A 26,035-nucleotide genomic window follows, 5' to 3' on the forward strand; every position below is an offset into this window, starting at 1 on the left:
GGAACTGTATACGCTATCGACGTAGAAAACCGCTTGGCCGCGAGCCCCAATCCGCTATACGGATTCGTTCGACTCGCCGGCAGTCCCGAGGCGCGACCGGACGGCGGACCGGTCGACAGTCCCCGAGGCCGTCCGCGGGAGCGCATCAATAGCCCGCACCGTCTTTGGCACCTCGTACGGCGCGAGTCGCTCGGCGCAGTGGTCGCGAACCACTGCGGGCGATACGTCCCCGACGACCAATGCGGCGACGCGCTGGCCCCACTCTTCATCGGAGAGTCCCACGACGGCCGCATCCTTGACCGCAGGGTGCTCGCGAATGGTGTCAGCAACCGTGCTCGCGTCGACGTTCTCCCCGCCGGTCACGATCTGGTCGTCGACGCGGCCCTCGACGCAGAGACGACCGTCCGCGTCCTGATAGCCGATGTCGCCGGTCCGGAAACCGTGGTCGCTGAACGCATCACCATCACCGTTCAGGTAGCCCGGCGTCACCGTGGGGCCGTCGACGACTATCTCGCCGCGTTCGCCGGGGTCACAGGTGGCCCCATCAGCGACAACTGTCAGGTCGGTGGACACGAGCGGCTGGCCGACGGTGCCGGCGTGTTCGAAGGCTGTCTCGGGCCGCGCCGTCGCTATCTGGGACGACGTCTCTGTCATCCCGTAGGTTGGACAGACCGGCACGCCCCGCTCCCGACACCGTTCGATGAGTGTCTCGCTGGCCGGCCCGCCGCCGAGCAGGACGAACCGGAGCGAGGACGGCGGTTCCCAGCCCGCGTCCAGCAGCCGCGACAGCATCGTCGGCACCAGCGAGACGCCAGTCACCTCGTGTTTCGCAAACACCTGCTGTGTCGCGTTAGCGTCGAACGACCGCTGGACGACGGCCACAGTGCCGTATAGCGCGCTCCGGACGAACGGCGCCAGTCCGCCCATGTGGTAGGTCGGGAGGCAGACCAGCCAGCGGTCATCCGGAAGAACGCCGAGGCGGTACGATGACGCGACGGCGCTGGCGACGAGGTTGCCGACGGTCAGCTGGACGCCTTTCGGCTCGCTGGTGGTTCCAGAGGTAAAAATGACCAGTTGGGTGGCCGTCCGGGAGAGAGTCGCCGGGGTCACGTCGGTGGCTGTTTCGTCGGCCGAGACCGTCGCTGCTGTCTCGTCGGCGACAGCAGCCGCTGAAAGGTCTGCACCGACCGAAACGACGGGACAGCCGTCGATGTCACCCGCCAGCGACGCGGTGCTGTCCCCGCAGACCAGCAGGTCGGCGTCAACCGTCGAGAGCTGGCTCTGGAGCGTCCCCGTGTCGAGTTCGACGTTCAGCGGCGCGAGCGTCGCCCCCAGTCGCATCGCCGCGAACAGGAGCGTCCCGACTGCCGGCCGCGTCGGCAGGAGCGTCGCGACGGTGGCATCCGGGGCGTCGATCCGCCGATCGAGTTCGGCAGCCACCGTATCGACGGCGGCGTCGAGTTCGCGGTAGGTGACCGCGTTCCCGGAGGCCGCCGCAACCATTGCCGTCCGGTCGGGCGTCGTCTCGGCACGGTGCGTTACGAGATCCTCTGTCGGCCAGTTGAAGGGATCACGCATCGGGTTCCACCTCCGCCGGGTCGATGCCGAGGCCGGTCGACTGGGGAACCGACATCGATCCGTCAGTTACCGTTGTCGGGTCCGGCGCGAGGTCGGCGGCCAGTCGGTCGCCGGTCGCCAGACCGCACGCGGCCACATCGGGAATCGCGGCGGCGACGTGTAGCGCCGCAACGCGGGCGACGACGGCGTCGATAGTCGTCGTGACGACCGGCTTGACGCCCTGCTCGCGGGCCCGAAGTGCCAGCGTATGGGCGTTGCCGGGGCCGCCCAGCACCATCGGTTTCAGTATCAGTACGTCGGCCGCGTCGGCGTCGAGCACGCTGTCGACCCGGCGTTCGACAAGGGATTCATCGAGCGCGACACCGACACCGTTGCCCCGCAGCTCAGCGTGGCCGGCGAGGTCATCAGTCGGAAGCGGCTGTTCGACGTAGGCCACGTCCAGCGGCGCGAGGCGGTCGAAGGCGTCTTGCGCCTGGTCACGGGACCACGCGCCGTTGGCGTCGGCCCGCAGGGTCACACCGTCGCCCACCCGCTCGCGGACGGTCCGAACGCGCGCCACGTCTTCGTCGACGGTTCGCTTCCCGACCTTGAGCTTACAACAGTCGTAGCCGGCCGCGACCGCCCGCTCGACGGCGTCGGCGGTCTCGGCTGGAGACCCGTCGCCGACTGTCGCGTTGACCGGGACGCGATTACAGTGCCTCTCAGGCTCGAACCACTGGTACAGCGGCACGCCATCGGCCTTGGCGTCGGCGTCCAGTAGCGCGGTCGCAAAACCGTGTCGGGCGGCAGGAACCGATGCGGCGTCCAACGACAGCAGGACATCCGTGTGCCCGCCGTCGGCCGCAACCGTGGCAGCGTCGTCAAGTCCGCGGTGGCAGTCGTCGACGGACTCCGTCCAGCCCGGGAGCGGCGTAGCTTCGCCGACGCCGGTTTCGCCACGGTGGTCGTAGCGAACGACGAACCCCGAGCGCTGGCTAATCGTCTCGCGGGCGGTGGCAAGCGGACTCGACAGCGGGAGCGAAAACGAATCGACCTTCATAGTAGCTGTGTGGCAGCGAGACCCGCCGCGAACAGGACGGAGTGGGCGAACAGCGTCTGGCCGACCCGTTCGAGCGTCGGATTCAGTGCGTCGCCGTCGGTCTGTGTGAGGACTGTTTTCGAGATAGTCGCCGCCAGTGGCAGCGTAAGCAGCGGGGCCAGTGCCGCCAGTCCGTACTGGCTGTCAAAGGCGAACACGACAGGGACGACGTAGGCCATCCCGACCATCAGGAGGAACTCGACGCGGCTCCATCCATAGCCAAGATAGACCGCTAACGTCTTTTTGCCTGTGGCGCGGTCCGTCTCGCGGTCGCGTATGTTGTTGACGACGAGAATCGCCGTCGACAGCCCGGCTGCTGGGAGACTGGCTGTAATGGCGGCGGCAGTGACCGATCCCGGCGGGAGCGTCATCGGGAACGTGCCGACGCCGCTTGCGCTCGCAACGGCCTGTACATAGTACGTGCCGGTGACCGCGATGACGCCGAAGTAGACGAAGACGAACAGGTCGCCCAGGCCACGGTAGCCGTAGGGGAACGGACCGCCGGTGTAGAGAATCCCGGCGGCGATACCCGAGAGGCCAACCACGACGATGGGCAGACCGCCGACGGCGACGAGATAGACGCCGATGACAACGGCGAGGCCGTAGGTCGCTATCATCGCCCGCTTGACCTCCTCGGCATCGATGAGGCCGCCAGCGGTCACGCGGGTGAACCCCTCACGCTCATCGGTGTCGGCCCCCTTCACCGCATCGTAGTAGTCGTTCGCGAAGTTCGTTCCAATCTGGATAAGCAGCGCGCCCACCAGCGCCGCAACTGCCGGCACTGGAGCGAAGACGCCAGCGTGGACCGCCAGCCCCATTCCCACGATGACCGGCGCAGCCCCGGCAGGCAGTGTCTGTGGCCGTGCGGCCATCACCCACGCCTGCCGCTTCGAAACGTCCGCCGTCGCTGTACTCATTGGTGAAAACTGGGGACGCTATCCCCAAAGCGGCTGTGGTTCGACAGACACCCAAAATATGACCGGTTCCGAGACAGCAAGATCAGGGGAGTATCACAACCACTTTATCATGATTAACCATACGGTAGCCTGAGATGCACAAGCCACTGCTGACCACGGATTTTCTCGACCGTGCGCGGGAATACTACGGGGACAAAGAGGCTGTTGTCGCCACGACCGGTGAACGCTTCACGTACGATGAGTTCGGGGAGCGAGCCGACGGGTTCTCGGCGGCGATGGCTGCCCGTGGCATCGAGAAGGGGGACCGGGTGGCCGTGCTGGACCCGAACACGCACTACCAGCTCGAAGCGGCCTACGGAACCATGCAACTGGGCGCGGTCCACACGCCGCTGAACTACCGGCTCGTGCCGGACGATTTCGAATATATTCTCTCGGACGCCGAGGTCGACGCTGTCTACGCGGACTACGAGTACGCCGAGAAGATCGAGCCGATCCGCGACGAGGTGCCCACGGAAATCTTCGTGACCAACGACACGGACGCCGTCGACGGCGACTGGGAGTCCTTTGACGAAATTATCGAGGAGGCGGGGACCGACTACGAGCGGCCAGAGATGGACGAGGACGACCTCATCACGATCAACTACACCTCAGGGACCACCGGCGACCCGAAGGGTGTCTGTCGGACCCACCGGACCGAGACACTTCACGCCTACATCGTTGCGCTCCATCAGGAGATTTCGGACGACGATGTCTACCTCTGGACGCTCCCGATGTTCCACGTCAACGGCTGGGGCCACATCTTCTCGGTCACCGGCATGGGCGCGAAACACGTCTGTACCCGCGGCGTTGACGCCGAAGGCATCTTCAACGCTGTCAGGACAGAAGACGTGTCCTATCTCTGTGGCGCGCCGACGGTGCTGAACATCTTGGCGGACCGCTATGCAGCCCACGACGGAGAGATCGAGACGACCGGTGCGAACGATGTGCGCATCGCAACGGCCGGCAGCGCACCGCCGGAGGCCGTCATCCGAGCCGTCGAAGACGACTTCGGCTGGTACCTGAAACACGTCTACGGCGCGACCGAAACCGGCCCACTCGTCACGACTTCAGACGCCCGGCGGTTCTTCGAAGACGGAAGCGACGCCCGCTTCAGCGTCAAGAAGCGCCAGGGCATCGGCTACCTTGGGACCGATGTCCGGGTCGTCGACGAGGACGGCAACGATGTGCCACACGACGACGAGACGCTGGGGGAGGTCGTCGTCCGCGGCAATCAGGTGATGGACCGCTACTGGAACAAGCCCGAACAGACGGAGGAGGCCTTCTCCGACCGTGTCGAGGGCTACTACCACATGGGCGACCTGGCGACGGTCGACGAGGATGGCATGGTTGCCATCCGCGACCGGAAGAAGGACATCATCATTTCCGGCGGCGAGAACATCTCCAGCATCGAACTGGAGGATACACTCTACGAACACGACGCCGTCAGCGATGTCGCAGTTATCCCCGCCCCGAGCGACGAGTGGGGCGAGACACCGAAAGCCTTCGTCGTCCCTAACTCAGGCGATCCTGACAACCCGGGCGTGACAGCTGAAGACCTCCGGAACTTCACCCGAGAACAACTGGCGACCTACAAAGTCGTCCGCCGCGTGGAGTTCGTTGAGGAACTACCCACGACAGCGACCGGCAAGGTCCAGAAGTACGAGCTCCGTGAACAGGAGTGGGAAGACGAAGACGAGATGGTCGGCCAGGGATAGCCATGCGCGCGAACTTCACGTAAGTGTAAATTATCTAAAACCAAACACGGCCGAAAGATGGAACACGTAGCCCGTCAATGACGGGCATATGTTACCGTCCGATTTCAGAGATGGTCTTTTAACTCAGCGTCCTATAATGTGTGACTACTACCCAAAGGTATGACGGATATTGCTGAAACCTTCTGCATTCTCCACGTCGATGACGAACCGGGGTTTGCCGACATGACGGCATCGTTTCTGGAACGCGAGGACGACCGGGTAGACGTGCAGACTGCGACGAGCGCCACAGCGGGGCTGGAAATCTTGGCCGACAATGACATCGACTGTGTCGTCTCCGACTACGATATGCCCGAGCGGAACGGCATCCAATTCCTCGAAGCGGTCCGCGAGGAGTACGGGGCGCTTCCATTCATTCTCTACACTGGCAAAGGTTCTGAGGAGATCGCAAGCGACGCTATCTCGGCCGGTGTTACCGATTATCTGCAAAAAGGGAGCGGTACGGACCAGTACGCAGTGCTCGCGAATAGAATTACTAACGCAGTGGAGTCTCAGCGTGTCAAACGCGAGCGGAACCGCCAGCTCGATGCCATCGAGACCGCACAGGAGGGAATCAGTATCCTGGACGAGGATGGGCGGTTTATTTTCGTCAACGAAGCGTACGCAGATCTCTACGGCTACGACCCTGCGGAGATGCAGGGCCGGCACTGGGAACTGTTGTATCGAGAGGCGGACATTCCACGCATCTACGACGAGATCCTCCCGGCCATCGAAGAGACCGGGTACTGGACAGGCACGACAACCGGGCTCCGTGCCGATGGGAGCACGTTCACCGAGGACCACGTGCTCGCACGGACTGACCGCGGTGAACTGGTCTGTACGGTCCGGGATATTTCTCAGCGGCGGGACGGCGAACAGGAACTTTCCCGGACCAAACGCGCCATGAACGAGGCACCTATCGGCATTATAATGACCGGCCCCAAGCAGGATGACACCCCGATAACATACGCCAACAGTCGGTTCTTGGAGCTGACTGGCTACACGGAGTCAGAGGTGCGCGGCCGAAACTGCCGGTTCCTGCAGGGCGAGGCGACCGAGTCCGAGCCGGTCGACGCGATGCGGGCGGCCATCGACGAGGGCGAACCCGTGTCGGTCGAACTCCGGAACTACCGGAAGGACGGAACTATGTTCTGGAATCAGGTGTCTATCGCCCCAGTCTGCGACGATGACGGAACGGTCATCAACTACGTTGGGTTCCAACGAGACATTACCGAACGAAAACAACACGAACGTCGCCTCAAAGCGCTCAGCGAATCGGTACAGGATCTGCTCCGGGCTGACACGCGCGAGGAGGTGGCTGAAATCGGCGTCGAGACGGCGCGCACTGTACTGGGACTCGAGGCGAACACAATCCACCTCTACAACGAGGATGAACGAACTCTCGAACCGGTCGCCGCCTCTGACGGGATATATGACCTGGTAGACGATTTACCGACCTTCACGCCCGGAGACAGCATCGCGTGGCGCGTCTACGAGTCCGGTGACGCACTCGCCGTCGATGACGTCCACGCCGACCCGGACATCTACAACCCGGACACACTGATCAAAAGCGAACTGTATCTCCCGCTCGGCGAGTACGGAGTCCTGTTGGCCGGTTCGGAGACGACCGCGGCGTTCGATCAGCGAGACGTCGTCCTTGGAGAAATTCTGGCCGGACACGTCACCAGCGCGCTCAAGCAGGTCGAAGGGACCGAACAGCTACGCGACCGCGAGCGGGCCCTCGAACAGCACAACGACCAACTTGAGGCGTTCACGAGCGTCGTCTCACACGATTTGCGGAATCCGCTGAACGTTGCGCAGGGGCGACTGCAACTGGCGGGCGAGCAATGCGAGAGTGAACATCTGGCTGCTGTCGAACGGGCACACGAACGGATGGATACGCTGTTAACCGATCTGCTCACGCTGGCACAGGACGGTGAGACCGTCACCGACCGCGAACCGGTCGCACTAGCATCGCTCGCCGAAAATTGCTGGGCGACTGTCGAGACGGCCGATGCGACACTCGTCACCGATATCGACCGGACCGTCCTGGCAAACGAGAGCCGCCTGAAACAGTTATTCGAGAATCTCGTTCGAAATGCAGTTGAGCACGCTGGGGCGGACGTGACCGTAACGATCGGGGCGTTAGACGACGGGTTCTACGTCGCGGACGACGGCCCCGGCATCCCCGAAGACGAGCGGGAGACGGTGTTCGAAGCCGGCTACTCAACGAGCACGGAGGGAACCGGATTCGGGCTCAGTATCGCCCGGCAGGTCGCAGCGGCGCACGACTGGGAGATCAGTGTTCGCGACAGCGCCGACGGTGGCGCACGCTTTGAGATTACCGGCGTCTCGTTTTGCGATTCATAGCGACTGGCGCGGTGTCCATCTGGAGTCTTGCTGGCACCCCGTCCAGAGGCAGTCAGTACTTCACCACTGTTCGATAGTCGGCGGAGGACTCAGTACGAGTGAGCCGCCGCTGTTCGTTCGTTTCCAAAAGCGGCAGCAAGCCGAGGCTCGTTAGTCTTCGAGCGCGTCAGCGATGCGGTCGAGCGAGCGCCGCATATCGTGGACTTCGTCTCGGAGCTTTCGCATCTCGCGCGTGAGTTCCTCGTTGTCGCTTCCGCCCGATTCCTCGTGCTGGCTTGGCGGGCCGCCGCCCATGCCGCCGGGGCCGCCCGGACCGGGGCCGCCAGGGCCGCCGCCCATCATGCCGCCCATCATCTGCGCGAAGGGGTTGCCCCGCCCATGCCGCCGGGGCCGCCGCCACCGCCCATCATCTCTTCCATGCGCTCTTCGCGGCTCATCTCTTCGCCGTCGCCCTCGCCTTCTTCGCGCTCCTCGGCGCGTTGCTGTCGGATCTCCTCGACTCGCTCGCGGAAGGACTTCTCCTCGCCGCCTTCCTCGGTCGCGTCCGCCGATTCGCCAGCGTCTTCAGGTTCATCGTCTGCCATACGCTCGGGTTTGGTTGGGCCGCTGAAAAGGGTTGTCGTCCGAAGACAGGCCACGTAAGCGGTCGGTCAGCGGGGGACGCTGGTCCGGAGAATCGCGCCGTCTTCGGGAGACTGGTTCGCAAAGTTACAGATGAACAGCGAATCCTGCTGGTCGCCGGTCCCGAAGAGCACGTCAGAGGGGAACACCAGCCCGTCGTCTGCCGTTGCAACGGCGTCAGTGGTCCCGTCCGCAGTCACTCTGACGACGCGGTTCTGGCTGTTGGCCGCAACATAGATGTCACCGTCCCGGCTGGTAATCCCGTCCGCTCCGAATATCGCGCCGCCTTCGAAGAACATCGACGGCTCGCCGGCGGCACCGTCCGACTCGACCGGAACGCGGAGCAAGCGACCAGTTTCGTCGGGGGCTCGCGTTACCGCGACGTAGATATCGCCGTCAGCGTCGCGGGCGATTCCGTTCGCGCCGAAACTCTCCGTCTCCAGCCGGTCGTCGTCCAGCCAGGTCGACCGCTCACCGTCGGTCGTGACCGCGTAGACCACGCCGTTTTGTGATTCAGTCACCAGCAGGCGCTCCCGGTCGGCGTCATAGTGGATGTCGTTCGGGAACCCGCTAATGCCGACAAGCTGTGCCGCGTCGCCGTCAGGTGGGACTTCCCAGACGCCAGCCTGGTTGTCCTGCGTCGCGACGGCGACGTACACCGTTCCATTGGGCGCTGTTTCGACGCCGATCGCACCGGGCACCGTCGCAATCTGTTCGGTATCTTCGAGGGAGAGGCCGGTCGCGTCGGTCTCTGCTGCGGGAACGCGCCGGACCTCACCGGCCGTGATGCCGAAGTACAGGCCGCCGTCAGGACCGAGGGCCATGTTCTCCGGCACGCGGTCGCCACCGACCGAGACGAGTGTTTCAACGGTCGTTTGGTCCGGCGTCGCTGTCTCGGTGTCGGTTGCCGTCGGTTCGTCGGCTGTCGTTGTAGGTTCGCTACTACCGTCGTCGGTAGGTGTCGGGGTTGAGTCAGTTGCGGTCGACTCGTCGCCGCCGGTACAGCCGGCCAGACCTACACCGGTGGTGGCGCTGCAACCGAGCAGGAATCGTCGCCGCGTTACGCGTCGTCTGGTCGTGATATCCTTCTCGACGTATGGCTGACATGTCCCTGAAACCTCGGATTACTGAAACGCTGACTGTGGGTACCTGATATGATTGGCGGCAGGCCGCATCAGGCGAGCCGTCGGACCAGTACCGAGAGCCCCAGCCCGCAGCCGAGCACCACGGCGAGGTTGAACGCTGCGTTGAACAGCGGCCGATATCTGTCCGTGACGAACGTATCAATCGCCGACGACGCGGAAAAGTAGAACTGCAGTGTCGCGATGAGCGCAACGAGTGTGAGGATAGCAAACACTGCCCACTGCGCGTAGACGGCGATCGTCGGACCAGAGTCGTCATCGGTCTCGCCGACAGCGTCGCTGGTCTCCGCGCCGGTGTCCTGTGCCACTACGTCGGTGTTGGAGGTGTCACTCATTGGTCTGTCTCCGTGCGATGAGGAGGGCGCTTGCGAGGACCGCAATCAGTCCGAGCAACGCTGTGAAGCCGGGCCCCTGCCCAGATGCCGTCTGCTGTGGTTCGTCCATCCCCTGCTCTTCCGGCCGGTCTTGCTCGAAATCGCTGGATTGGAAGCCGACCTGTTGTCTGGTTTCGTTCTCCTGAAGACGCTCTGTCGGATGGAGGTTCGCCGGGGAGCTCTCGGTCCCGACGATGACGCCATCGGAAAGCAGCATCCCGTCGAGCCAGTAGTTGTAGTCGTCAGGCACCGTCAGTTGGGTTCTGACGATCTCAGTCCGGCCGGGTCGAATCTGGCCGACCCGCACGGTCGACTCGTCAGCGATAACATTCGAGTCAGCTTGCCGTGCTCGGAGCCGGAGCGAGAGATCATTAGACGGATTGTTGCCGGCATTCGTGACGTACACCGAGACGTTCAGCGTCGTCTGGTTGTCCGCGACGCCGTCAATCCGATAGGTGATGGAATCGAGCGGGACGCCGGCGTTCTCGAAGCGCTGGAACGTCACGGTACTGCGGGCGTACGCCGGTGTGAGCGCGTCGACGTTCTGGACTGACTGCTGGCCGGTCTCGACCCGATTCCCGTCCTCGTAGACGATCGTGTCTATCCGATAGCCGCCTGCTCGCTCGACTGTGATGTTTGACCGCACCGATACCTCTCGTTCCCCTTCGACTGTGCCGACCGACTGTCGCGTCGTCGTTGCGACGAGGCCGGTGTCCGCATCGATGGCCCGCGTCTCGACGGTGACGTTCTCGGCAGGACCGCCGCGGTGCGAGAGTCGGGCGTCGATGGAGAGCGTCACTGTCTGGCCGTCGACCGACGCCGGTTCGATGGTCGTCTCGCGGAGGTCGAGATAGCTCTCGCGAACGTCGTCGTCAGGTTCGGAGAGCGCGCCGGGGACCGCTGTTGCACCGATGAGCATGGTCAGGACGACCACGACCACGCCACCGGTCAGGAGGGTTTCACGTCGCACACGAGGATGGGCAACAGCCGCCTTTAAATGTCTTCTGTACTGTCAAGTACGGATTACAGCGACGCCAGTCGCCGGTGTTATCCGAACGCGCCGAGGCTCGACTGGAGGTCGCGGTCGGTTCCGCCGTCGGTGAGTTCGTAGCCGACGAGCTGTCGGAGGTCGACGGCATAGACGCTGCCGTTGTTCTCCAGCACGGCAACTCGTCCCTTCGTTCCCTGGACGGTCCCGGTCGCCAGCGTCTCGGCCATCGGACGGTCCGACAGGGACAGGCCGTACTCGAAGTCGTAGGTCGCCAGCGGGTCGTAGCGCTCACAGAGCGACGCCCACCAGTCCGTGTCGACGGACTGGTCAAATCCCGATATCTTCGTGGGGACTCTGACCCGGTCGCCCAGTTCAGTGGCGATGTCGGCCTCAACCTGCCGGGCGATACGGCCGTCGGCGACGGTTCGGAGGTGGGCGGCCCTGTCGGCCCCCTGCTCGCGTAGCCGCGTCTCCAGTCGCCAGGAGCGAGTGACGCCGACCTTGATCACATCCGGCGCGAACGCTGCCAAGTACACCGCGTGTTCCTCATCGCAGGTGTCGAGGGGCTTGTTGCAGTCACCGGTACAGCGGGCACACGGCCAGATATCGGTGTGTTCCGGGCAGTACGGCGCGGAGTCATTGTCGCAGTGAAAATGTCGGTCGCCGTCGACCGCGCCAGCACAGTGGCGCTCGCCGAGCGTGTAGGAAAGTTCCGTGTCGGGGTCCAGTCGCTCGGTAGTGACGCTCCCGTCCTCGGTCAACAGGAGCGCGGCGTGTTCATCGACCCGCGCCCGGTAGCCCACGACCTGCACGTCCGGCGGTTCGGCGCGGAGCCGCAAATGGCTGCCGGGACGATGTTTTTGTGTTTGTCTGTCAAATACCAGCACATGGCAGACCTACAGCTTCGGAGTCCGGCCTTCGACGACGGCGACCGTATCCCCGAGGACCACGGCTACTCGGCGGCAAACACGAACCCACCGCTAGAAATCGAAAACGTCCCGTCGGACGCATCGTCGCTCCTCCTCATCGTCGACGACCCGGATGCCAAAAAGCCGGCCGGGAAAGTGTGGGACCACTGGCTCATCTGGGACATTCCACCGGATATCGGGCGGATTCCGGAGGGGTGGACAGCCGACGAGGCCACAGAGGGACAGAACGACTTCGGAGAGGTCGGCTGGGGTGGTCCGAATCCACCGGACCGAGAGCACACGTATCGATTCCTCCTGTACGCGCTAGACACGACGCTCGATCTCTCCCCGGCGGCAGACAAGGATGACGTGTACGACGCGGCCAGCGGCCACGTCGTCGAAAAAGCACAGCTGAACGGCACGTACCCGGTCTAAGTCCGCCCTTAGAGTTCTTCGAGCAGTTCGCGGGTCGACTGCCGCACGGCGTCATCGCTTGACTGTTCGGGTTCCCAGCCGAGCGCCGAGAGCTTGTCGACGGAGAGGCGCATTCGCGGTACGTCGCCGGTCCAGCCGCGGTCACCACCGGTGTACTCGTACTCGGGGTCGATATCCATCTCTTCGGCGACGATGCTGGCGATGCGGTCGACCGATGTGGTCGTCCGCGTGCCGAGATTGAACACGTTGTGGTCCTTGTCAGCGTGTTCGACGGCGAACAGCATCGCGTCGATACACTCGGAGATATGCATATAGGACTTCTCCTGACGGCCATCGCCGAGAATTGTCAGCGTCGACGGGTCCTCGGTGAGTTTCTCGATGAAGTCGGGAATGACGGCGCCGCGCAGGCGCGGGCCGACAATGTTCGCAAACCGGAACACCCACGACTGGATGTCGTGGCTGTGGGCGTACGTCGAGACGAGCGATTCCTCGGCGAGTTTTGTCGCGCCGTAGACGCTGATGGGCTCAAGCGGCGCGTAGTCTTCCGGCGTCGGCCGCGGCGCTTCGCCGTATACCGTGGACGACGACGTAAACACGAGGTTTTCGACGCCGGCTTCCTGCATCCGTTCGAGGATGTTGTAGGTGATGTCGCTGTTGTCCTCGAACTGGCGGCGAGGGGTGTCCGTGTCGACCAGCTTCGACGCCGCGAGGTGAACGACGAGGTCGACATCGCTTGTGATAGCCTCAGCGACGACGTCGGGGTCGGTGAGGTCACCATCCAGATAGGTTGCGCCCGCATGGACCCACTCGGACTGCCCGTTCGCTTCGTTATCGACGACGACGACGTCGTTGTCCGGAGCGAGGCGCTCGACCAGATGCGACCCGATAAAGCCCGCCCCGCCGGTGACGACTATTCGCTTCTCTGATACGTCCATAGGTGCGATGCTTCCCAGGCGAGAAAAAACGTTGTGGTCGCGGCCGATTCCGGTGGCGTCGGTAGCCACGTAACAGATGACAACGTCGTTTTATAGCTTCCCCTGTGAGAGTCGGTTATGACCCGATTCACTCGCCGTAGCGTTCTCTCGGCGACAACTGTTGCGCTCGGCGCGCTAGCCGGATGTGCCGGCGGCGGTTCTGAGTCGGCCGAAACGGAGACTGCTGGAACGGAGACGGCAACGCCCGCTCCGGGCCAGCCGCTCTCGACACCGGTCGCGGGCGACCCCGAGGCCGACGTTACGGTTGCGGTGTACGAAGACTACGCCTGTCCACACTGTGCGACTTACTCGGAGTCCGTCTATCCGAAGGTTCAGGAAGACTACCTGGACGATGGAGCGATCCGCTACGAGTTCCACGACTTCCCGATTCCGGTCAACGAGGAGGTCTCGTGGCAGGCCGCAAGCGCTGCGCGCGCCGTGCAGGACAACGTCGGCGCGGAGGCCTTCTTCACATACTCCGAGCGCCTGTTCGCGAACCAGAACCAGCTGGGGCCGGATACCTACGCCGAACTGACGGAGGGACTGGACGTCGACGGTGAGACTGTTCGAGCGGCCGCGACGGGGGAACTGTATCGCCCGACAGTTTCCGGTGACCGTGATGCAGGTACCGACCGCGGCGTTCGGGGGACGCCAACCGTGTTCGTGAACGACGAGCAGGTCGAGTGGAGCGAGGTCGCCTACGAGCCGGTCCAGTCAGCTATCGAAGCCGCACGGAGCGACGGATGAAGGACTCCCCGCAGGTGACGGTGCTCCGACTGGGCCACCGGCCCGGCCGGGACGAGCGGATGACGACCCACGTTGGACTGACCGCACGCGCGCTCGGGGCTGACAAAGTCGTGCTGGCCAACGCCGCCCGCAATCAGGCAGATACCGTCATCGACATCACCGACCGGTTTGGTGGTCCTTTCGACGTGGCCTCGACAGAAGAGCCAAAGCGGCTCATCCGTGATTTCGAGGGTCGCGTCGTCCACCTGACGATGTACGGCGAGCCGGTCCAAGAGGTTGAGGCCGGCGTTCGAGAGGCCCACACAGCGGAACCGCTGCTGGTCGTCGTCGGCGCGGAGAAAGTCCCCTTCGAGGTGTACGAGCACGCCGACTGGAACGTCGGCGTCACCAACCAGCCACACTCCGAGGTCGCTTCGCTGGCCGTCTTCCTCGACCACCTGTTTGAGGGCCGGGAACTGGACCGCGACTGGGAGAACCCCGACCGGGTAGTCGTCCCGCAGGAAACCGGCAAGCGAGTCGTCGACCCCGGCGAGGAGTGATGCCCACGCAGTTGTGCCGCGGACCTTTTATCGCTCGACGCTAACTCACGCTCAGATGTCGCGTCATAACGTGTTGCTCGTCGTCGCTGACAGTCTCCGCGCCCGGAGCACCTCCGTGCTGGGCTATCGCCGTGAGACGACGCCCTTTCTCGACGCTTTCGCCGAGGAGGCGACGGTGTACACGCAGGCTCGCAGCCCGAGCAACTGGACCGTCCCCAGCCACGTCAGCATGTTCACGGGCCACGAGACCCACGAACACGGCGTCGACCACACCGCTAAGACTCGACGCCGGCCACACAATCTTCGAGGAACTGGCTGAAGCAGACTATGACACGGGGTTGTTCTCCGATAACCCGTTCCTGACGGACCACGAATCAGGGCTTGACGAAGTGTTTCAGACGGCCGTCGGATCGCCTGAACAGTACGATTCGGCTTACGAGACCAATGGCTCGCTAGGCGACTGGCCCAACGGCTTCTGGTACGCTGACCGGACGCTAGAGTGGATTTCCGAGCGGGAGGGCGAGTGGGCCGCCTGCATCAACCTGATGGACACCCACCGCCCATACGAGCCACTCGCCGAGTACGACGAGTGGAGCGACGAGCGCTCCCGCGACATGCAGGAGTCGATGGGGTTCAAGTGGCACTGGGAGTTCCTTTCGGGGAACCTCTCGCTTGGCTTCGCCAGCATTCTCGAACAGATATACCACGGTGCAGTCCGGCAGGCCGACGCCATCTTCGAGACCCTGATCCGCGGACTGGACGAACAGGGCGTCCTCGATGACACACTGGTCGTTTTCGCTGGCGACCACGGCGAGGGCTTTGGCGAACCGACAGCGATTCCCGAGGAACCGCCAGCTGTCAGCCACCGTATCGGGACTCACGAGACGATGTATCACGTCCCGCTCGTCGTCCGTGCTCCCGGCCAGCGGGAGGGACACCGCATCACCGATCTGGCGACGCTCAGCCGGTTCCCCGACGCCGTCCGCGCGATAGCGCTCGACGAAAGTAACGCGGACGGTCCGGCGTTTGCCTCGCCAAACGGGACCGTCGTCGCGTCACAGGCCCCCATCGGTCCAGCGATGCGTGAGGAGGCCGAACGGGTCTGTGGCGACGCTGCCCCGTTCGCAAAGCACGCCCGACTGGTCTACCACGACCGGCCCGGCAATGAGGTGCGAAAACGGGCGGCATGGGGCAACAGTGCCTACGAATCCGTTATCAAGGGCTGTGGCGGCACGGTTGAGGACAGCGATATCGCCGCCGCCGTCGTCCGGAACCATTTCAACAGCGATCGGTACGCCGATGTGGATATCGCGACGCCACTTGACGGCTACACCGAGTTCGAAGACGCGTCTGACACGCAGTTTGCCGAGGACCTCGACGACCGACTGGAGGCGCTTGGATACAAATGACGATGATACCCGACACTGAACTGGTACTCGTGGTCGCCGCAGATGAAAACAACGTCATTGGCCTAGATGGCGGCGTTCCCTGGCACTATCCCGAGGACGTGCGCCAGTACAAGGACCGGATCGCCGGCCACCCGGTCATCCTTGGCCGACGAACATTCGATTCGATGGACCCGCTCACAGACTGCTACACCGTCGTCCTGACGACCGACGACAGCCGGACCGCCGATTCAGAGACAGTTGAGTACGCTACGACACCCCAGATAGGTGTCGAAGCAGCCGCCCGCGCCGGTGCGACCGAGGCGTTCGCTGGCGACAGCGCCGAAGCAGCCAACTCGCCACCAGTCACCTATGTCATCGGCGGCGAGGCAGTGTACGACCTGTTCCTCCCGTTCGCCGGCCGAGTTTTCCTCAGCCGTATCCACGAGCGCAACGAGGGCGACCGGTATTTCCCTGATCTGGGCGCGGAGTGGACAGAACTGTCCCGGGAGGCCCACGACGGGTTCGATGTCATCGAATACGAACAGACATCACCGCGACCGCTTGCCAACCTCTGACTGTTCGCCAGTGAAGACGGTCGTCTGGAACTGTCCGTGTCCTGAAAACCACAGCTGTTAAAGTAATTCAAATGACTACTATTCTCCAGCAACTCGTGATGCTAGACAAAATCAAAAAATCCGTTTCGGATGTACTCTCGGGTGGGAAGGGGCAGTCAGACAACGGACCAGAGGCCGGTTCAGTGACGGATAACCGTGTTCGGGCTGGCTCCGCCGGCAATGACGGCGCGGGCACGGCCGACGAACCTGAATCGAATCTCTACGAGTGTCCGTCCTGTGACTCCGTCTTCGTCGCTATTGATAAAGAGACCTGCTCCTCCTGTCGGACGCCAGTCGAAAAAATCGAATAGCGGGGTTTGTGAGTTGTAGCGACGAACTACGCTGACGGTAGTCGCAAAAAGAGACTGCTGTCCGCCGTTGTTGCTGTGCGCCTGCAGGCACAACGAGTCCGTCCGAACAGCAGCGTGGTCCCGGCCTCTGTGGCAGCGTTCAGGAGAGGACGACCCGATGGTTTTAACCACATGACTCCCGGATGTTCGGGTAATGGCTTTTGAGGAACTCTTGGAGGACCCCGTCATACAGAAGTACCTCCACGAGCTGGTCGGACCGAAAGGGATGCCGGTCGCCGCCGCGCCGCCGGACGGCGAAGTGACCGACGAGGAACTGGCCGAGGAGCTCGGGCTCGAACTGAACGATGTCCGCCGAGCGCTGTTTATTCTCTACGAGAACGACCTCGCGACCTATCGTCGGCTCCGCGACGAGGATTCCGGGTGGCTCACGTACCTCTGGACGTTCCAGTACGAGAAGATCCCCGAACAACTGCAAGAGGAGATGCACCGCCTGCTTGACGGCCTTGAAGAACGTCGCGAGTACGAGCGGGAAAACGAGTTCTACCTCTGTGAGCACTGCGGTATCCGCTTCGAATTCGGCGAGGCGATGGAGTTCGGCTTCGACTGCCCCGAATGTGGTAATCAGGTCGAGACGATGGAGAACACCCGTCTCGTCACTGCAATGGAGAACCGTATCGAAGAGCTCAGAGACGAACTGAACGCTGATGTGGACGTGGAAGCCTGATGGTCGTTCTCGGTACAAAAGTGTACGTCGCCGGCGACGCCCGGGACCGTACGCTCGACGGACTTCGTTCGATGGTCGGCAACGAACTCGGCGACCTCGACGTGGCGTACGACATCGGCCTTCGTGACGACGACTTCCCGACGGTGACCCTCGACGGCCCGGACGAGACCGTCGCGAAGAACCTCCTCCGTGAAGAATTCGGCGAGCTGGTCGCCGACCACGAAGACGGCGAGACGTACGTTGGCACACTCGATAGCTGGGACGAGGACGGCTTTGTCCTCGATGTCGGCTTCGGCCAGACGGTCCGGATTCCGGCCGATGAGCTTGGTCTCGGGCAGGGGACGCCGTCACAGATCCGGAAACGGTTCGGACTGGTCCAGCACCTTCCGCTCCGCTTCGTCGCCGGCGACCCTGCAAGCCTTGCAGAGGTCGAGCAGGACCGCCTGTACGAGTGGACCCGTGGCAACAACGGCCGCATCAACGCAAACAGCGTCACGCGCTCGGAAGCGCGTGCGACGGTCAACCGCGCCGGCCACGCACAGGATATTGTCACTGTCGAACGTATCGGCCTGTTAGAACAGAGCATCATCTGCAACCCGGACACCGACCCGCCGGGGCTGCTCGCCGACATCGGGCAGTACATGCCGTCGGAGCTGCTGGCAATCGTGCCCTGATTTCGAGCTATGAAACGCCGCCACCTCCTGTTGGTCGCCGTTCTCGTACTGGTCGCCCTTTCGGGCTGTACCGGCTTCTTCGGCTCCGAAGAGGTCGACCCGGAACGGCTGAATGAGAACGCGAGCTACGACTGGAACACCTCAGCTGACGGGACAATCGTCATCAAGGAATCGAAATACACTGCCGTCTATGCCGTCGAAAACGAGACGACGTTCGACGTGTACACCGTCGACGGCCTCGGGCGCGAGCGGAGCGTCCCCATCAGTGCGCTTCGGTTCCGATACGAGAACGGGACTGTGGTTAGCTCCAACGAATCTTCGCTGAGCGCCTCAGAGAGCCGCCAGCGAACGACTGTCAATCTCTCCGGGAACGTCTCCGGGAAGGTGGGCTACTCGGTCGCGCGGACCGGCAAGCGCTTTGCCTCCCCGACACTCGTCGAAGACGGGTCGTACACGGTCGTACTCCCGCCCAACACCGGGGCCGGGATTCCGTTCCTCTCGCGGATCAGCCCGGGTGGCTACGAGTCGGAGACTGTCGATGGCCAGCAGGTCATTCGCTGGGACGAGGTGACCTCTGACCAGATCGTCGTCCGGTACTACCTCGACCGCGACCTATGGCTGTTCGGCGGCCTGTCGGCTATCGCCATCGTGATCGGCGTGGTTGGGACTGTGTACTACTACCGACAGCTACAGGCGGTGATTCGCCGCCGAAAGGAGGCGGGTATCGACCTCGAAGAGGACGGCGATGACGATGACCCACGGGACCGCGGTCCGCCGCCAGGAATGCGCTGAGGCCGGATCGAAAGCACAATCAGACGCGTTTTACAGACGCTAACCGGGTCACTTTTTCGCATCGGGCGTGCACACACGGCTATGAGCAACGGGTGGTTCGCCGGGCTGGACCCGGACGACGACGCGGCCGCTGTCGAACAGATAGAGGCCGGGCGAGCCGATACGCCGGAAGACTGGCCACAGCAGGCCGTTGAGGCAGGGTTCGCCGACGACAAGGCGGCCTACTACGACCGCCTGCACGAGATAACAATGGCGGCCACCAACGCGGCGGTCGCCGAACAGGAGGGTGCTGACGACCAGCAGCTCGTCCACGCAGTGCGGGCGATGGCCGACTGCGAACGGACAGCGAACGAACTCGCCGAACGGGTCGCCGAATGGGGTGGGAGCCGACACGGCGATAGCGGTAGCGGCGTCGAGTACGCTCGCTCGCTGGCCGACCGAGACGGCGAGGACGAGGGGGACCGCGCGCTCCGGTCGCTTGCCGAGCAGACGGCCGCGCTGGCCGACGAGGCTGACTCACTCCGGGCGTACATCGAGCGGACCGCGCCAGCCGTCGCGCCGAACCTCTCGATGCTGGCCGGGCCGGTGCTGGCGGCCCGGCTTATTTCACTGGCTGGCGGCCTCGAAGCGCTGGCGAAGAAACCGAGCGGGACGGTGCAGGTCCTCGGCGCGGAAGACGCGCTCTTTGCCCACCTCAAGGGGTCGGCTCCGTCACCGAAACACGGCGTCATCTTCACGCACGAGTACGTGAGCGGAACCCGCCGCGAGGACCGTGGATCGGCTGCGCGGGCACTTGCGGGGAAGCTCTCGATTGCCGCCCGCATCGACCACTACAGCGGCGACCGCCGGCCAGACCTGCAGGCGGAGCTCGACGAGCGTATTGAGCGGATTCAGGCACGGGCCGAGGAGGGGGACGACGAATGACGCTCCCGACCGGCGTCGAGCGCCACGACTTCGGCGGTGAGACGAGCCTCGCCACACAGGGACAGCCAGTGTACGGCGAGCGGACGGACGGTGACTGGCGGCGGTGGGACCCCCACCGCTCGAAGCTCGGAGCGATGCTTGCACACGGAATGGATACCGGCCTCGACGGGGGCGAGACCGTACTGTACCTCGGCGCGGCGGCCGGGACGACCGTGAGCCACGTCGCTGATTTCGGCGGGCCGACCTACGCCGTCGAGTTCGCGCCCCGGCCGGTGCGAGAACTGCTGGACGCCGCGGAGAGCCGACGAAACCTCTTTCCGTTGCTCAAGGACGCACGCAAGCCCGAGAGCTACGCCCACGTCGTCGAACCGGTCGACGTGGTCGTGCAGGACGTGGCGACCAGAGGGCAGGCCCGGGTGGCGACGCTCAACAAACAGTTCCTGGCCGACGACGGCCGGCTCCTCGCGGCTATCAAAGCCCGGAGCGAGGACGTGACCGCCGACCCCGACGCCGTGTTCGACAGCGTGCGTTCGGAACTCGAAGCGGAGTACGAACTGCTGGAGACGGCGCGGCTGGACCCGTATCACGAGGACCATCTCGGGATCGTTGCCCGGCCCCGCGAAGACTGATGCGGAACCTCTTCCTCACGCAATTCGCTGTAAGATGGAATACAGTTGTGCGGGCTGAGCGGGCGGGGACGGAAGGCTTTAGCGGGTCGATTCCGATGTGCTGATTAATGGACGCGACGGGTTCTGCCGAGCATTTTACCCGGATGGGGACGCTCGGCATCGAAGAAGAGTTCTACGTCGTTGACGAGTTTGGTCGCCCAACGTCTGGCACGGACGAACTCGTCTACGAGACGGAGCCACCAGCGGTTCTCGACGGGCGGCTCGACCACGAACTGTTCAAGTGTGTTATCGAGACGCAGACGCCGCGTATCGACGACCCGGCGGACGCCGGTGACCACCTCCGGTCAGTCCGGGACGCGCTGGTCGACCACGCCGAAGCGAACGGGTTCGGTATCGCCGCTGCGGGCCTGCACCCGCTGGCGAAGTGGCGCGAACTCGAACACGCCGAGAAGCCCCGATACAAGTCACAGCTGGACCGTATTCAGTACCCACAGCATCGCAACACGACCGCGGGACTGCATGTCCACGTCGGTGTCGACGACGCCGACAAAGCCGTCTGGGTGGCGAACGAACTCCGCTGGCATCTCCCACTGATGCTTGCGCTGTCGGCCAACTCCCCGTACTGGAACGGCTTCGACACCGGGCTGCAGTCCGCCCGCGGAAAAATCTTCGAGGCCCTGCCCAACACCGGGATGCCGACAACTTTCGACGATTACGATGCCTTCGAAGCCTACGAGCAGCGGATGCTCGAAACGGGGAGCATCGACGACCGCGGCGAACTCTGGTTCGACGTGCGACCCCACTCCGGCCACGGCACTGTCGAGGTACGTGCCCCGGACGGGCAGGCCGACCCGGACAGAGTGCTGGCCTTCGTTGAGTACGTCCACGAACTCGTCATTGACCTCTCTGAACGCTACGAGGACGGGGAGTCCGGCCGACGGCTCCGCCGGGAGTTCCTTGACGAGAACAAGTGGCGTGCCATCCGCCACGGCCAGTCCGCCGAACTACTGTCGCGTGACCTCTCGACGACGCGTTCGGTGAAGGAACTGGTCGAGAGCGAGAGCGACCGCCTGGGTATCGATGGGCTGTGGGAGCTGTACGAGCGCGAAAGCGGCGCCGAGCGACAGCGCCGGCTTCGGTCGGAAGATGGGGTCATGGCGCTCGCAGACTCACTGCAACTGTCCTGATCTGGACTGTCGTCTGGGGCCGGAACTGATTGGTTCCGTGTAACGACTGGAGAGTCGGGGCCAAGGGTTTTTATCCAGCTATAGCTTTTGTCCTCACAGAGACAACGCATGTCCGCAAACGACGACGACCACGACGATCTTGAGGACACAGACGATGTCCGGGACCGAATCGAGCAGGAGGCAGACCGCGCGGTCGAGCAGTTCGACGAAGGGATCGTCGACCTGCTGGCGTGGGTCCTCGACACGGAAACGCGGGCGCGGATCTACGTCCACTTGCGACAGCAACCCGAAAGCACCAGTGAGGAGATAGCCGAAGGGACCGGCCTGTATCCGAGCACTGTCCGCGAGGCCCTAGCGGCACTCACCGAAGAAGAGGTCGTGACCCGCCAGAAACGTGAGAGTGACGGCGCGGGCAACAACCCCTACGAGTACAGCGCTATTCCGCCGAGCGACCTCGTCAACACTATCGTCGGTGACATCCAGTCGGAACTGAACACGGTGTTCAACCTCGACGATCACATCGGCGGCGAGACGACGCTGGAACCCGACGATGAGCCGGTGACAATTTCGGTCGAAGATGCGAACGACGGCGCGGCCGACGCCGACGCAAGCGACCAAACTGGTGACGAAGGAGACGAGTCCGAGGACGAAGACGACGCTGACGTATAATCAAACCCGGCTCCAGCAGGCTGTTTCGCAAGTCGATATTACTAAACCTACCCGTGCCGTTGCCCGGGATATGAATGTCGCGCTGGGGGGAACGTTCGACCCGATTCATGACGGACACCGCGCGCTGTTCGAACGCGCATTCGAACTCGGGGACGTGACAGTTGGCCTCACCAGCGACGACCTCGCGCCGAAGACGCGCCACGACCAGCGCCACGTTCGCCCGTTCAGCGAACGGCAATCCGCACTCGCCGACGAACTCGCGACGCTCGCCGCCGAGCAAGAGCGCGAGTGGCAGGTCCGAGAACTCACCGAGCCGACCGGCATCGCTACGGAGTCGCAGTTCGACACGCTCGTCGTCTCGCCCGAGACGGAGACCGGCGGCCGCCGTATCAACGAAATCCGCGAGGAGCGGGGCCACGACCCGCTCGAAATCGAAGTCGTCCCGCACGTCCGTGCCGAGGACGGCGACATCATTTCTTCGACCCGGATCGTTGAGGGCGAAATCGACGAACACGGGAATCTCACGCCGAATCGCGCCGGCCGCCAGAACATTTCGTAGCTACCAGCCCGGCGCTTCCAGCCCGGCTGTCTCCAGCAGGTCCTTCCAGCGCTGCTGAATCGTTAACCGGGAGACGCCCGTCGCCTCCGCGACGGCCGACTGGGACCGCTCTTCACCGGCGACCAGCGCACCGACGTACACACTGGCCGCCATTGTCGCCTGTTTGGACCGGTCCTCCTCCGGAACTGTCGAGAGGAACAGGTCAACCGCGTGGGACCGCGCCGTCGTCCCGAGGTCGAGCCTGTCCGATGCCGCCTCGATGTCGGAGAGCCACTCATCGTGCTCGATTCGGTCGCTGGCGCGGTACATACCAGCTTGTTGGTCCCCATCCTATCTAAACCTTCGTCGCCCGCAAGCGAAGGGTTCTTTATTCCAACACGGATAGCGACTGATGCGCGCGGGTTGCCGAGCCAGGCCAAAGGCGTAGCGCTTAGGACGCTATCCCGTAGGGGTCCGCCGGTTCGAATCCGGTCCCGCGCACTCGCTACCGCTCGTTTTCGGCTTGTCCAACAAAGACAAGACCCCAAATGACGCTCGAAAAACCGAATTCGCTGGAACGCTGTCCCGGTTTCGATTCGGATATGATGGAACCGAATAGAACGATTACAATCGTCCGCAAGAACCAACGCGATTTCTTATCCGATAAGGCCGTTGTGGACTACTATGAGTACCGAAAACCCTTCCTCACGTACCTGCTTCGGATGGGCAAAGACCCGGAGAAAGCCAAAGGGTACTCCCCGTACACTGTCTGCCAGACTGGACACCGAACGGCACGCTTCGACCTGTGGGTGTGGGAGAACCGTGGTGGATACAAAGCCCCGCCCGACCAAGACGATGCCCGCGCCTACATGGAGGAAGTCGCGTTCCGTGACGTGACCGAATCTACGAAGGGGAAGACTCTCGGCTCGCTTGGACGCTACTCGAAGTGGCTTCAGCACAAGTACAACCGCGACGAGTGGGAGTTCAGTTGGAACTTCCAGTCCGGCGGGGGCAACAACGGCCCGCGCGACTTCCTCACGAAGCCGGAACGTCGCAAGATTCGACAGGCTGCACTCGGGAAGGACGGCACTCCCAACTACGGAACCGACAGCGACCTTCTCGGAGCTGAGCCAGACTCTCGCCCACTGAGAAATACAATTCCCCACCGGGAGTTGTATGAGGCATTGCTGACTCAACGCCAAGTAGACAACCCTGACGAGCGTGTCACCGCCAGCGTAGAGGGTGATGGCATCACAGTCTCGTGCCGTGGAGAATCAGCACACTACACCGCCGACGAGGCCAGAGACATTGCGGCAGGTCTGGAGAAACAAACAGATGAAGGCAGTGAGATTAGTGACCTAATTGCGTTCCTTCGATATGGTTCAGATGTACTCGAAGGGAAGCAAGACCGGAGTCGCCAGATGGACTTCGAAAACTGGCGGTAGCTCTGTAGGTGCTTGCCTGAGGTGTTGCTTCGCGCAGGGATGGGCTGGGGTCAGACAGGGTGACTAATTCGCTGTTTCTATTAATATCCAAGAGATAGAAGGTTTTATTTTATGCGAGGGAACAGTTCGAAGGCTTGGCACAATCTGAATCAATCGCTCTCAGTAGGCTTGTAATATGTTTGAACAACTGCCACTACTATTACTGCTAGTATCTGTGCGGCTTGCTTATTTTCTTGATAAACTAAAAATAGAATGGGCGCAGCAATGACATACGGAAGTACGATTCTAACAACCCTATTCTGAGTAAGCGCCCTAAGATATGATAGAATCATATCACGAGGTGATGTTTCTTGTGCTTGTTCCAACATTGAAATATCTTCCTTGTATAAATCCTCATGTTCAAATATATAAACGGTTGTCATCAAAGTTATTAATTTATTTGCAATTGATGGAAATGAACTTTTGAAGAAATCGACAGAGTCTCTCTCAGAGACTGTTTCAGTGTATTCAAATAATTCTTTGGATACTCTTGGAGGAAATGGCTTTTGTTCCTCGTAGTTCATCATTTTTCCGGCCGATTTAATTTCATTCATCGAGTTTTCAAAGTTATTGTTCATGTATTCTTGAATAGCTCTGGCGAATCTATGATAAATGGCCGCTTCCGGCTCAAGCATGTCTTGTTTGTTTGCATACTTCAGGAAGATGCGCTTTAGTACCCATAAAATGATGCCAATTCCGACTGAAATACCAAAAGTTGCACTGAATAAGAGCTCTCTTGTCGATTCAGAAAATATGTTTAATGCTGTTAAGACCGCAAGCGTACCGATTCCTACAATATATCCAAACATGATTAAAATAGTTGGTTTATTTCCAATTTTCTCGGCCCAGTCCATAGCATCCTCATATCTCTTTACCACATATTCCTCGATTACAAATCTACTAATAATAATATTTGAATCAACATTATCCCCAGACAGTGAAGCAGGATTACAAATGTTATTTGAGATACCACCGTCGGTATCCACTGAATTATCAGACATGGTGATAGATTTTAAATTCTACGTAATAAATCTCTGGGAAAGAGTGTCTCTTAGTGACAATCATTTAAATTAAAGTTTCCTGATAAATCTAGGAATAACCCCTCAGAGAATGTGTAAAACACACTTATCAGGAAAGACAGCATTACTACATGCCATTGCAATCCGAGACACTGTGATTAAAATAGTTCGTTGCCAGCGAATACAGAGGTGATGTGTATACCATGTCTTATTCCGGTCCTGCATCGAGGGGCCAGCAGTCTTGACATCAAGAATATGGGATGTGAGCTTCAATAAGAGTTCAACCATTGGAGATAATCAGTCGGACAACGTGATTCGCGCTTAACGCTGTCCCGGTCAAGTTTTATAAGTAACCCGGCCAATTTCACTGGTAGACAAGTCGAAATCGGGTAATGCCACCCCGAAATTGGCGTGTTTGCGGCTGTACGCCGCAGGCGCGCTTAGGACGCTATCCCGTAGGGGTCCGCCGGTTCGAATCTGGTCCCGCGCATTCTTGCTGCGAGCAACACGCGAGCAGCAGTATCGTCAGCGGATTCCGAACCCTGGGAGACGAGTAAAACGAGTCTACCTCCGGTTCGAATCTGGTCCCGCGCATTCTTGCTGCGAGCAACACGCGAG

Annotated in this window: 26 protein-coding genes, 1 tRNA gene and 2 pseudogenes; 18 read left to right on the forward strand and 11 right to left on the reverse strand. The window is 62.0% G+C overall.

Going from position 1 to position 26,035, the window contains the following annotated elements; genetic code table 11:
- Positions 1 to 54: 54 nt before the first annotated feature.
- From ACODNH_RS17855 to ACODNH_RS17865, 3 genes are read right to left on the reverse strand one after another with little or no spacing between them, the layout of a single operon-like run.
- Positions 55 to 1,578, reverse strand: a complete 1,524-nt coding sequence (locus ACODNH_RS17855; protein ID WP_434530696.1) for a class I adenylate-forming enzyme family protein — start codon at positions 1,576 to 1,578, stop codon at positions 55 to 57.
- Entirely contained in the window at positions 1,571 to 2,617 is a 1,047-nt protein-coding gene (locus tag ACODNH_RS17860; protein ID WP_434530697.1) for a mandelate racemase/muconate lactonizing enzyme family protein, read from the reverse strand. Before ACODNH_RS17860 ends, ACODNH_RS17855 begins: the two co-directional genes overlap by 8 nt.
- Entirely contained in the window at positions 2,614 to 3,573 is a 960-nt protein-coding gene (locus ACODNH_RS17865) for a 1,4-dihydroxy-2-naphthoate polyprenyltransferase (protein WP_434530698.1), read from the reverse strand. Before ACODNH_RS17865 ends, ACODNH_RS17860 begins: the two co-directional genes overlap by 4 nt.
- 134 nt (positions 3,574 to 3,707) lie before the next feature.
- Between ACODNH_RS17865 and ACODNH_RS17870 the strand changes: the two genes are divergently transcribed.
- Complete coding sequence (locus tag ACODNH_RS17870) at positions 3,708 to 5,327, forward strand: long-chain-fatty-acid--CoA ligase (protein WP_434530699.1); 1,620 nt, start codon at positions 3,708 to 3,710, stop codon at positions 5,325 to 5,327.
- Between the two features lie 159 nt (positions 5,328 to 5,486).
- Positions 5,487 to 7,733: a PAS domain S-box protein gene (locus tag ACODNH_RS17875; protein ID WP_434530700.1), complete on the forward strand. Its 2,247-nt coding sequence runs from the start codon at positions 5,487 to 5,489 to the stop codon at positions 7,731 to 7,733.
- A 150-nt stretch (positions 7,734 to 7,883) separates the two neighbouring features.
- On the opposite strand, the pseudogene ACODNH_RS17880 reads toward ACODNH_RS17875, so the two are convergent.
- The 5 genes and pseudogenes from ACODNH_RS17880 to ACODNH_RS17900 all read right to left on the reverse strand — a co-directional run bounded on the left by ACODNH_RS17880 (position 7,884) and on the right by ACODNH_RS17900 (position 11,700).
- Positions 7,884 to 8,317: pseudogene (locus tag ACODNH_RS17880) on the reverse strand (hypothetical protein).
- A 66-nt stretch (positions 8,318 to 8,383) separates the two neighbouring features.
- A complete protein-coding gene (locus ACODNH_RS17885; RefSeq protein ID WP_434531451.1) occupies positions 8,384 to 9,400 on the reverse strand; it encodes an SMP-30/gluconolactonase/LRE family protein in 1,017 nt (338 codons plus the stop codon).
- A 128-nt stretch (positions 9,401 to 9,528) separates the two neighbouring features.
- The gene (locus tag ACODNH_RS17890; protein ID WP_306706605.1) at positions 9,529 to 9,831 is read right to left on the reverse strand and encodes a hypothetical protein; all 303 of its coding nucleotides are present in this window, start codon (positions 9,829 to 9,831) and stop codon (positions 9,529 to 9,531) included.
- On the reverse strand, positions 9,824 to 10,840 hold the full coding sequence (locus tag ACODNH_RS17895) for a DUF7490 domain-containing protein (RefSeq protein ID WP_434530701.1): 1,017 nt from the start codon (positions 10,838 to 10,840) through the stop codon (positions 9,824 to 9,826). The genes ACODNH_RS17890 and ACODNH_RS17895 overlap by 8 nt, the downstream gene beginning before the upstream one ends.
- A 77-nt stretch (positions 10,841 to 10,917) precedes the next feature.
- Complete coding sequence (locus ACODNH_RS17900; protein ID WP_434530702.1) at positions 10,918 to 11,700, reverse strand: DUF2797 domain-containing protein; 783 nt, start codon at positions 11,698 to 11,700, stop codon at positions 10,918 to 10,920.
- Between the two features lie 48 nt (positions 11,701 to 11,748).
- Here ACODNH_RS17900 and ACODNH_RS17905 point away from each other — a divergent pair, with 48 nt between their 5' ends.
- Positions 11,749 to 12,204 (forward strand): YbhB/YbcL family Raf kinase inhibitor-like protein, encoded by a 456-nt coding sequence (locus ACODNH_RS17905; RefSeq protein ID WP_434530703.1) that lies wholly within the window; start codon positions 11,749 to 11,751, stop codon positions 12,202 to 12,204.
- Positions 12,205 to 12,212: 8 nt separating this feature from the next.
- Here the strand turns inward: ACODNH_RS17905 and ACODNH_RS17910 are convergent, their stop codons facing one another.
- Complete coding sequence (locus ACODNH_RS17910) at positions 12,213 to 13,139, reverse strand: NAD-dependent epimerase/dehydratase family protein (protein WP_306706613.1); 927 nt, start codon at positions 13,137 to 13,139, stop codon at positions 12,213 to 12,215.
- Positions 13,140 to 13,256: 117 nt separating this feature from the next.
- Here ACODNH_RS17910 and ACODNH_RS17915 point away from each other — a divergent pair, with 117 nt between their 5' ends.
- The 13 genes and pseudogenes from ACODNH_RS17915 (at position 13,257) to ACODNH_RS17975 (ending at position 22,935) form a co-directional block, all read left to right on the forward strand.
- A complete protein-coding gene (locus ACODNH_RS17915; protein WP_306706615.1) occupies positions 13,257 to 13,925 on the forward strand; it encodes a DsbA family protein in 669 nt (222 codons plus the stop codon).
- On the forward strand, positions 13,922 to 14,464 hold the full coding sequence (locus ACODNH_RS17920; RefSeq protein WP_306706617.1) for a tRNA (cytidine(56)-2'-O)-methyltransferase: 543 nt from the start codon (positions 13,922 to 13,924) through the stop codon (positions 14,462 to 14,464). The genes ACODNH_RS17915 and ACODNH_RS17920 overlap by 4 nt, the downstream gene beginning before the upstream one ends.
- Before the next feature lie 55 nt (positions 14,465 to 14,519).
- Positions 14,520 to 15,873: pseudogene (locus ACODNH_RS17925) on the forward strand (sulfatase).
- Positions 15,870 to 16,427, forward strand: a complete 558-nt coding sequence (locus ACODNH_RS17930; RefSeq protein ID WP_306706620.1) for a dihydrofolate reductase — start codon at positions 15,870 to 15,872, stop codon at positions 16,425 to 16,427. The pseudogene ACODNH_RS17925 and the gene ACODNH_RS17930 overlap by 4 nt, the downstream one beginning before the upstream one ends.
- 71 nt (positions 16,428 to 16,498) lie before the next feature.
- Entirely contained in the window at positions 16,499 to 16,777 is a 279-nt protein-coding gene (locus ACODNH_RS17935) for a hypothetical protein (RefSeq protein WP_306706622.1), read from the forward strand.
- A 193-nt stretch (positions 16,778 to 16,970) separates the two neighbouring features.
- Entirely contained in the window at positions 16,971 to 17,501 is a 531-nt protein-coding gene (gene tfe, locus ACODNH_RS17940) for a transcription factor E (RefSeq protein WP_306706624.1), read from the forward strand.
- Positions 17,501 to 18,175 (forward strand): DUF2110 family protein, encoded by a 675-nt coding sequence (locus tag ACODNH_RS17945; RefSeq protein ID WP_306706626.1) that lies wholly within the window; start codon positions 17,501 to 17,503, stop codon positions 18,173 to 18,175. Before tfe ends, ACODNH_RS17945 begins: the two co-directional genes overlap by 1 nt.
- A gap of 9 nt (positions 18,176 to 18,184) precedes the next feature.
- Positions 18,185 to 18,967 carry a DUF5803 family protein gene (locus ACODNH_RS17950; RefSeq protein ID WP_434530704.1) on the forward strand — a complete coding sequence of 261 codons (783 nt, stop codon included), beginning with the start codon at positions 18,185 to 18,187 and terminating at the stop codon, positions 18,965 to 18,967.
- 81 nt (positions 18,968 to 19,048) lie between these two features.
- Positions 19,049 to 19,891 carry an NOP5/NOP56 family protein gene (locus ACODNH_RS17955; protein ID WP_434530705.1) on the forward strand — a complete coding sequence of 281 codons (843 nt, stop codon included), beginning with the start codon at positions 19,049 to 19,051 and terminating at the stop codon, positions 19,889 to 19,891.
- Positions 19,888 to 20,520, forward strand: coding sequence for a fibrillarin-like rRNA/tRNA 2'-O-methyltransferase (locus ACODNH_RS17960; RefSeq protein ID WP_306706632.1), 633 nt, complete (start codon positions 19,888 to 19,890; stop codon positions 20,518 to 20,520). The genes ACODNH_RS17955 and ACODNH_RS17960 overlap by 4 nt, the downstream gene beginning before the upstream one ends.
- 107 nt (positions 20,521 to 20,627) lie before the next feature.
- On the forward strand, positions 20,628 to 21,707 hold the full coding sequence (locus ACODNH_RS17965) for a glutamate--cysteine ligase (RefSeq protein WP_306706634.1): 1,080 nt from the start codon (positions 20,628 to 20,630) through the stop codon (positions 21,705 to 21,707).
- A 108-nt stretch (positions 21,708 to 21,815) separates the two neighbouring features.
- Positions 21,816 to 22,376: a winged helix-turn-helix domain-containing protein gene (locus tag ACODNH_RS17970; RefSeq protein WP_306706637.1), complete on the forward strand. Its 561-nt coding sequence runs from the start codon at positions 21,816 to 21,818 to the stop codon at positions 22,374 to 22,376.
- A 70-nt stretch (positions 22,377 to 22,446) separates the two neighbouring features.
- Entirely contained in the window at positions 22,447 to 22,935 is a 489-nt protein-coding gene (locus ACODNH_RS17975; protein WP_434530706.1) for a phosphopantetheine adenylyltransferase, read from the forward strand.
- On the opposite strand, the gene ACODNH_RS17980 is transcribed toward ACODNH_RS17975, so the two are convergent.
- The gene (locus ACODNH_RS17980) at positions 22,936 to 23,244 is read right to left on the reverse strand and encodes a transcription initiation factor IIB family protein (protein ID WP_434530707.1); all 309 of its coding nucleotides are present in this window, start codon (positions 23,242 to 23,244) and stop codon (positions 22,936 to 22,938) included. It abuts the gene before it with no gap.
- Positions 23,245 to 23,330: 86 nt separating this feature from the next.
- Between ACODNH_RS17980 and ACODNH_RS17985 the strand changes: the two genes are divergently transcribed.
- Positions 23,331 to 23,415: transfer RNA gene (locus ACODNH_RS17985), tRNA-Leu, on the forward strand.
- A 47-nt stretch (positions 23,416 to 23,462) separates the two neighbouring features.
- Positions 23,463 to 24,359, forward strand: coding sequence for a hypothetical protein (locus tag ACODNH_RS17990; protein WP_434530708.1), 897 nt, complete (start codon positions 23,463 to 23,465; stop codon positions 24,357 to 24,359).
- A 149-nt stretch (positions 24,360 to 24,508) separates the two neighbouring features.
- Here ACODNH_RS17990 and ACODNH_RS17995 read toward each other — a convergent pair whose 3' ends face one another.
- Positions 24,509 to 25,399 (reverse strand): hypothetical protein, encoded by an 891-nt coding sequence (locus ACODNH_RS17995; RefSeq protein ID WP_434530709.1) that lies wholly within the window; start codon positions 25,397 to 25,399, stop codon positions 24,509 to 24,511.
- Between the last annotated feature and the right edge of the window lie 636 nt (positions 25,400 to 26,035).

This window comes from Haloarcula sp. NS06 (assembly GCF_051122755.1).
Lineage (GTDB): Archaea > Halobacteriota > Halobacteria > Halobacteriales > Haloarculaceae > Haloarcula.

Bases quoted from the DNA above. Each gene is read 5' to 3' on its own strand.
- ACODNH_RS17970 (WP_306706637.1), top strand. From the start codon at position 21,816: ATGTCCGCAAACGACGACGACCACGACGATCTTGAGGACACAGACGAT.
- ACODNH_RS17865 (WP_434530698.1), bottom strand. From the start codon at position 3,573: ATGAGTACAGCGACGGCGGACGTTTCGAAGCGGCAGGCGTGGGTGATG.
- tfe (WP_306706624.1), top strand. From the start codon at position 16,971: ATGGCTTTTGAGGAACTCTTGGAGGACCCCGTCATACAGAAGTACCTC.
- ACODNH_RS17905 (WP_434530703.1), top strand. From the start codon at position 11,749: ATGGCAGACCTACAGCTTCGGAGTCCGGCCTTCGACGACGGCGACCGT.
- ACODNH_RS17930 (WP_306706620.1), top strand. From the start codon at position 15,870: ATGACGATGATACCCGACACTGAACTGGTACTCGTGGTCGCCGCAGAT.
- ACODNH_RS17960 (WP_306706632.1), top strand. From the start codon at position 19,888: ATGACGCTCCCGACCGGCGTCGAGCGCCACGACTTCGGCGGTGAGACG.
- ACODNH_RS17975 (WP_434530706.1), top strand. From the start codon at position 22,447: ATGAATGTCGCGCTGGGGGGAACGTTCGACCCGATTCATGACGGACAC.
- ACODNH_RS17980 (WP_434530707.1), bottom strand. From the start codon at position 23,244: ATGTACCGCGCCAGCGACCGAATCGAGCACGATGAGTGGCTCTCCGAC.
- ACODNH_RS17875 (WP_434530700.1), top strand. From the start codon at position 5,487: ATGACGGATATTGCTGAAACCTTCTGCATTCTCCACGTCGATGACGAA.
- ACODNH_RS17860 (WP_434530697.1), bottom strand. From the start codon at position 2,617: ATGAAGGTCGATTCGTTTTCGCTCCCGCTGTCGAGTCCGCTTGCCACC.
- ACODNH_RS17855 (WP_434530696.1), bottom strand. From the start codon at position 1,578: ATGCGTGATCCCTTCAACTGGCCGACAGAGGATCTCGTAACGCACCGT.
- ACODNH_RS17995 (WP_434530709.1), bottom strand. From the start codon at position 25,399: ATGTCTGATAATTCAGTGGATACCGACGGTGGTATCTCAAATAACATT.
- ACODNH_RS17870 (WP_434530699.1), top strand. From the start codon at position 3,708: ATGCACAAGCCACTGCTGACCACGGATTTTCTCGACCGTGCGCGGGAA.
- ACODNH_RS17910 (WP_306706613.1), bottom strand. From the start codon at position 13,139: ATGGACGTATCAGAGAAGCGAATAGTCGTCACCGGCGGGGCGGGCTTT.
- ACODNH_RS17950 (WP_434530704.1), top strand. From the start codon at position 18,185: ATGAAACGCCGCCACCTCCTGTTGGTCGCCGTTCTCGTACTGGTCGCC.
- ACODNH_RS17965 (WP_306706634.1), top strand. From the start codon at position 20,628: ATGGACGCGACGGGTTCTGCCGAGCATTTTACCCGGATGGGGACGCTC.
- ACODNH_RS17920 (WP_306706617.1), top strand. From the start codon at position 13,922: ATGAAGGACTCCCCGCAGGTGACGGTGCTCCGACTGGGCCACCGGCCC.
- ACODNH_RS17915 (WP_306706615.1), top strand. From the start codon at position 13,257: ATGACCCGATTCACTCGCCGTAGCGTTCTCTCGGCGACAACTGTTGCG.
- ACODNH_RS17935 (WP_306706622.1), top strand. From the start codon at position 16,499: ATGACTACTATTCTCCAGCAACTCGTGATGCTAGACAAAATCAAAAAA.
- ACODNH_RS17890 (WP_306706605.1), bottom strand. From the start codon at position 9,831: ATGAGTGACACCTCCAACACCGACGTAGTGGCACAGGACACCGGCGCG.
- ACODNH_RS17990 (WP_434530708.1), top strand. From the start codon at position 23,463: ATGACGCTCGAAAAACCGAATTCGCTGGAACGCTGTCCCGGTTTCGAT.
- ACODNH_RS17955 (WP_434530705.1), top strand. From the start codon at position 19,049: ATGAGCAACGGGTGGTTCGCCGGGCTGGACCCGGACGACGACGCGGCC.
- ACODNH_RS17945 (WP_306706626.1), top strand. From the start codon at position 17,501: ATGGTCGTTCTCGGTACAAAAGTGTACGTCGCCGGCGACGCCCGGGAC.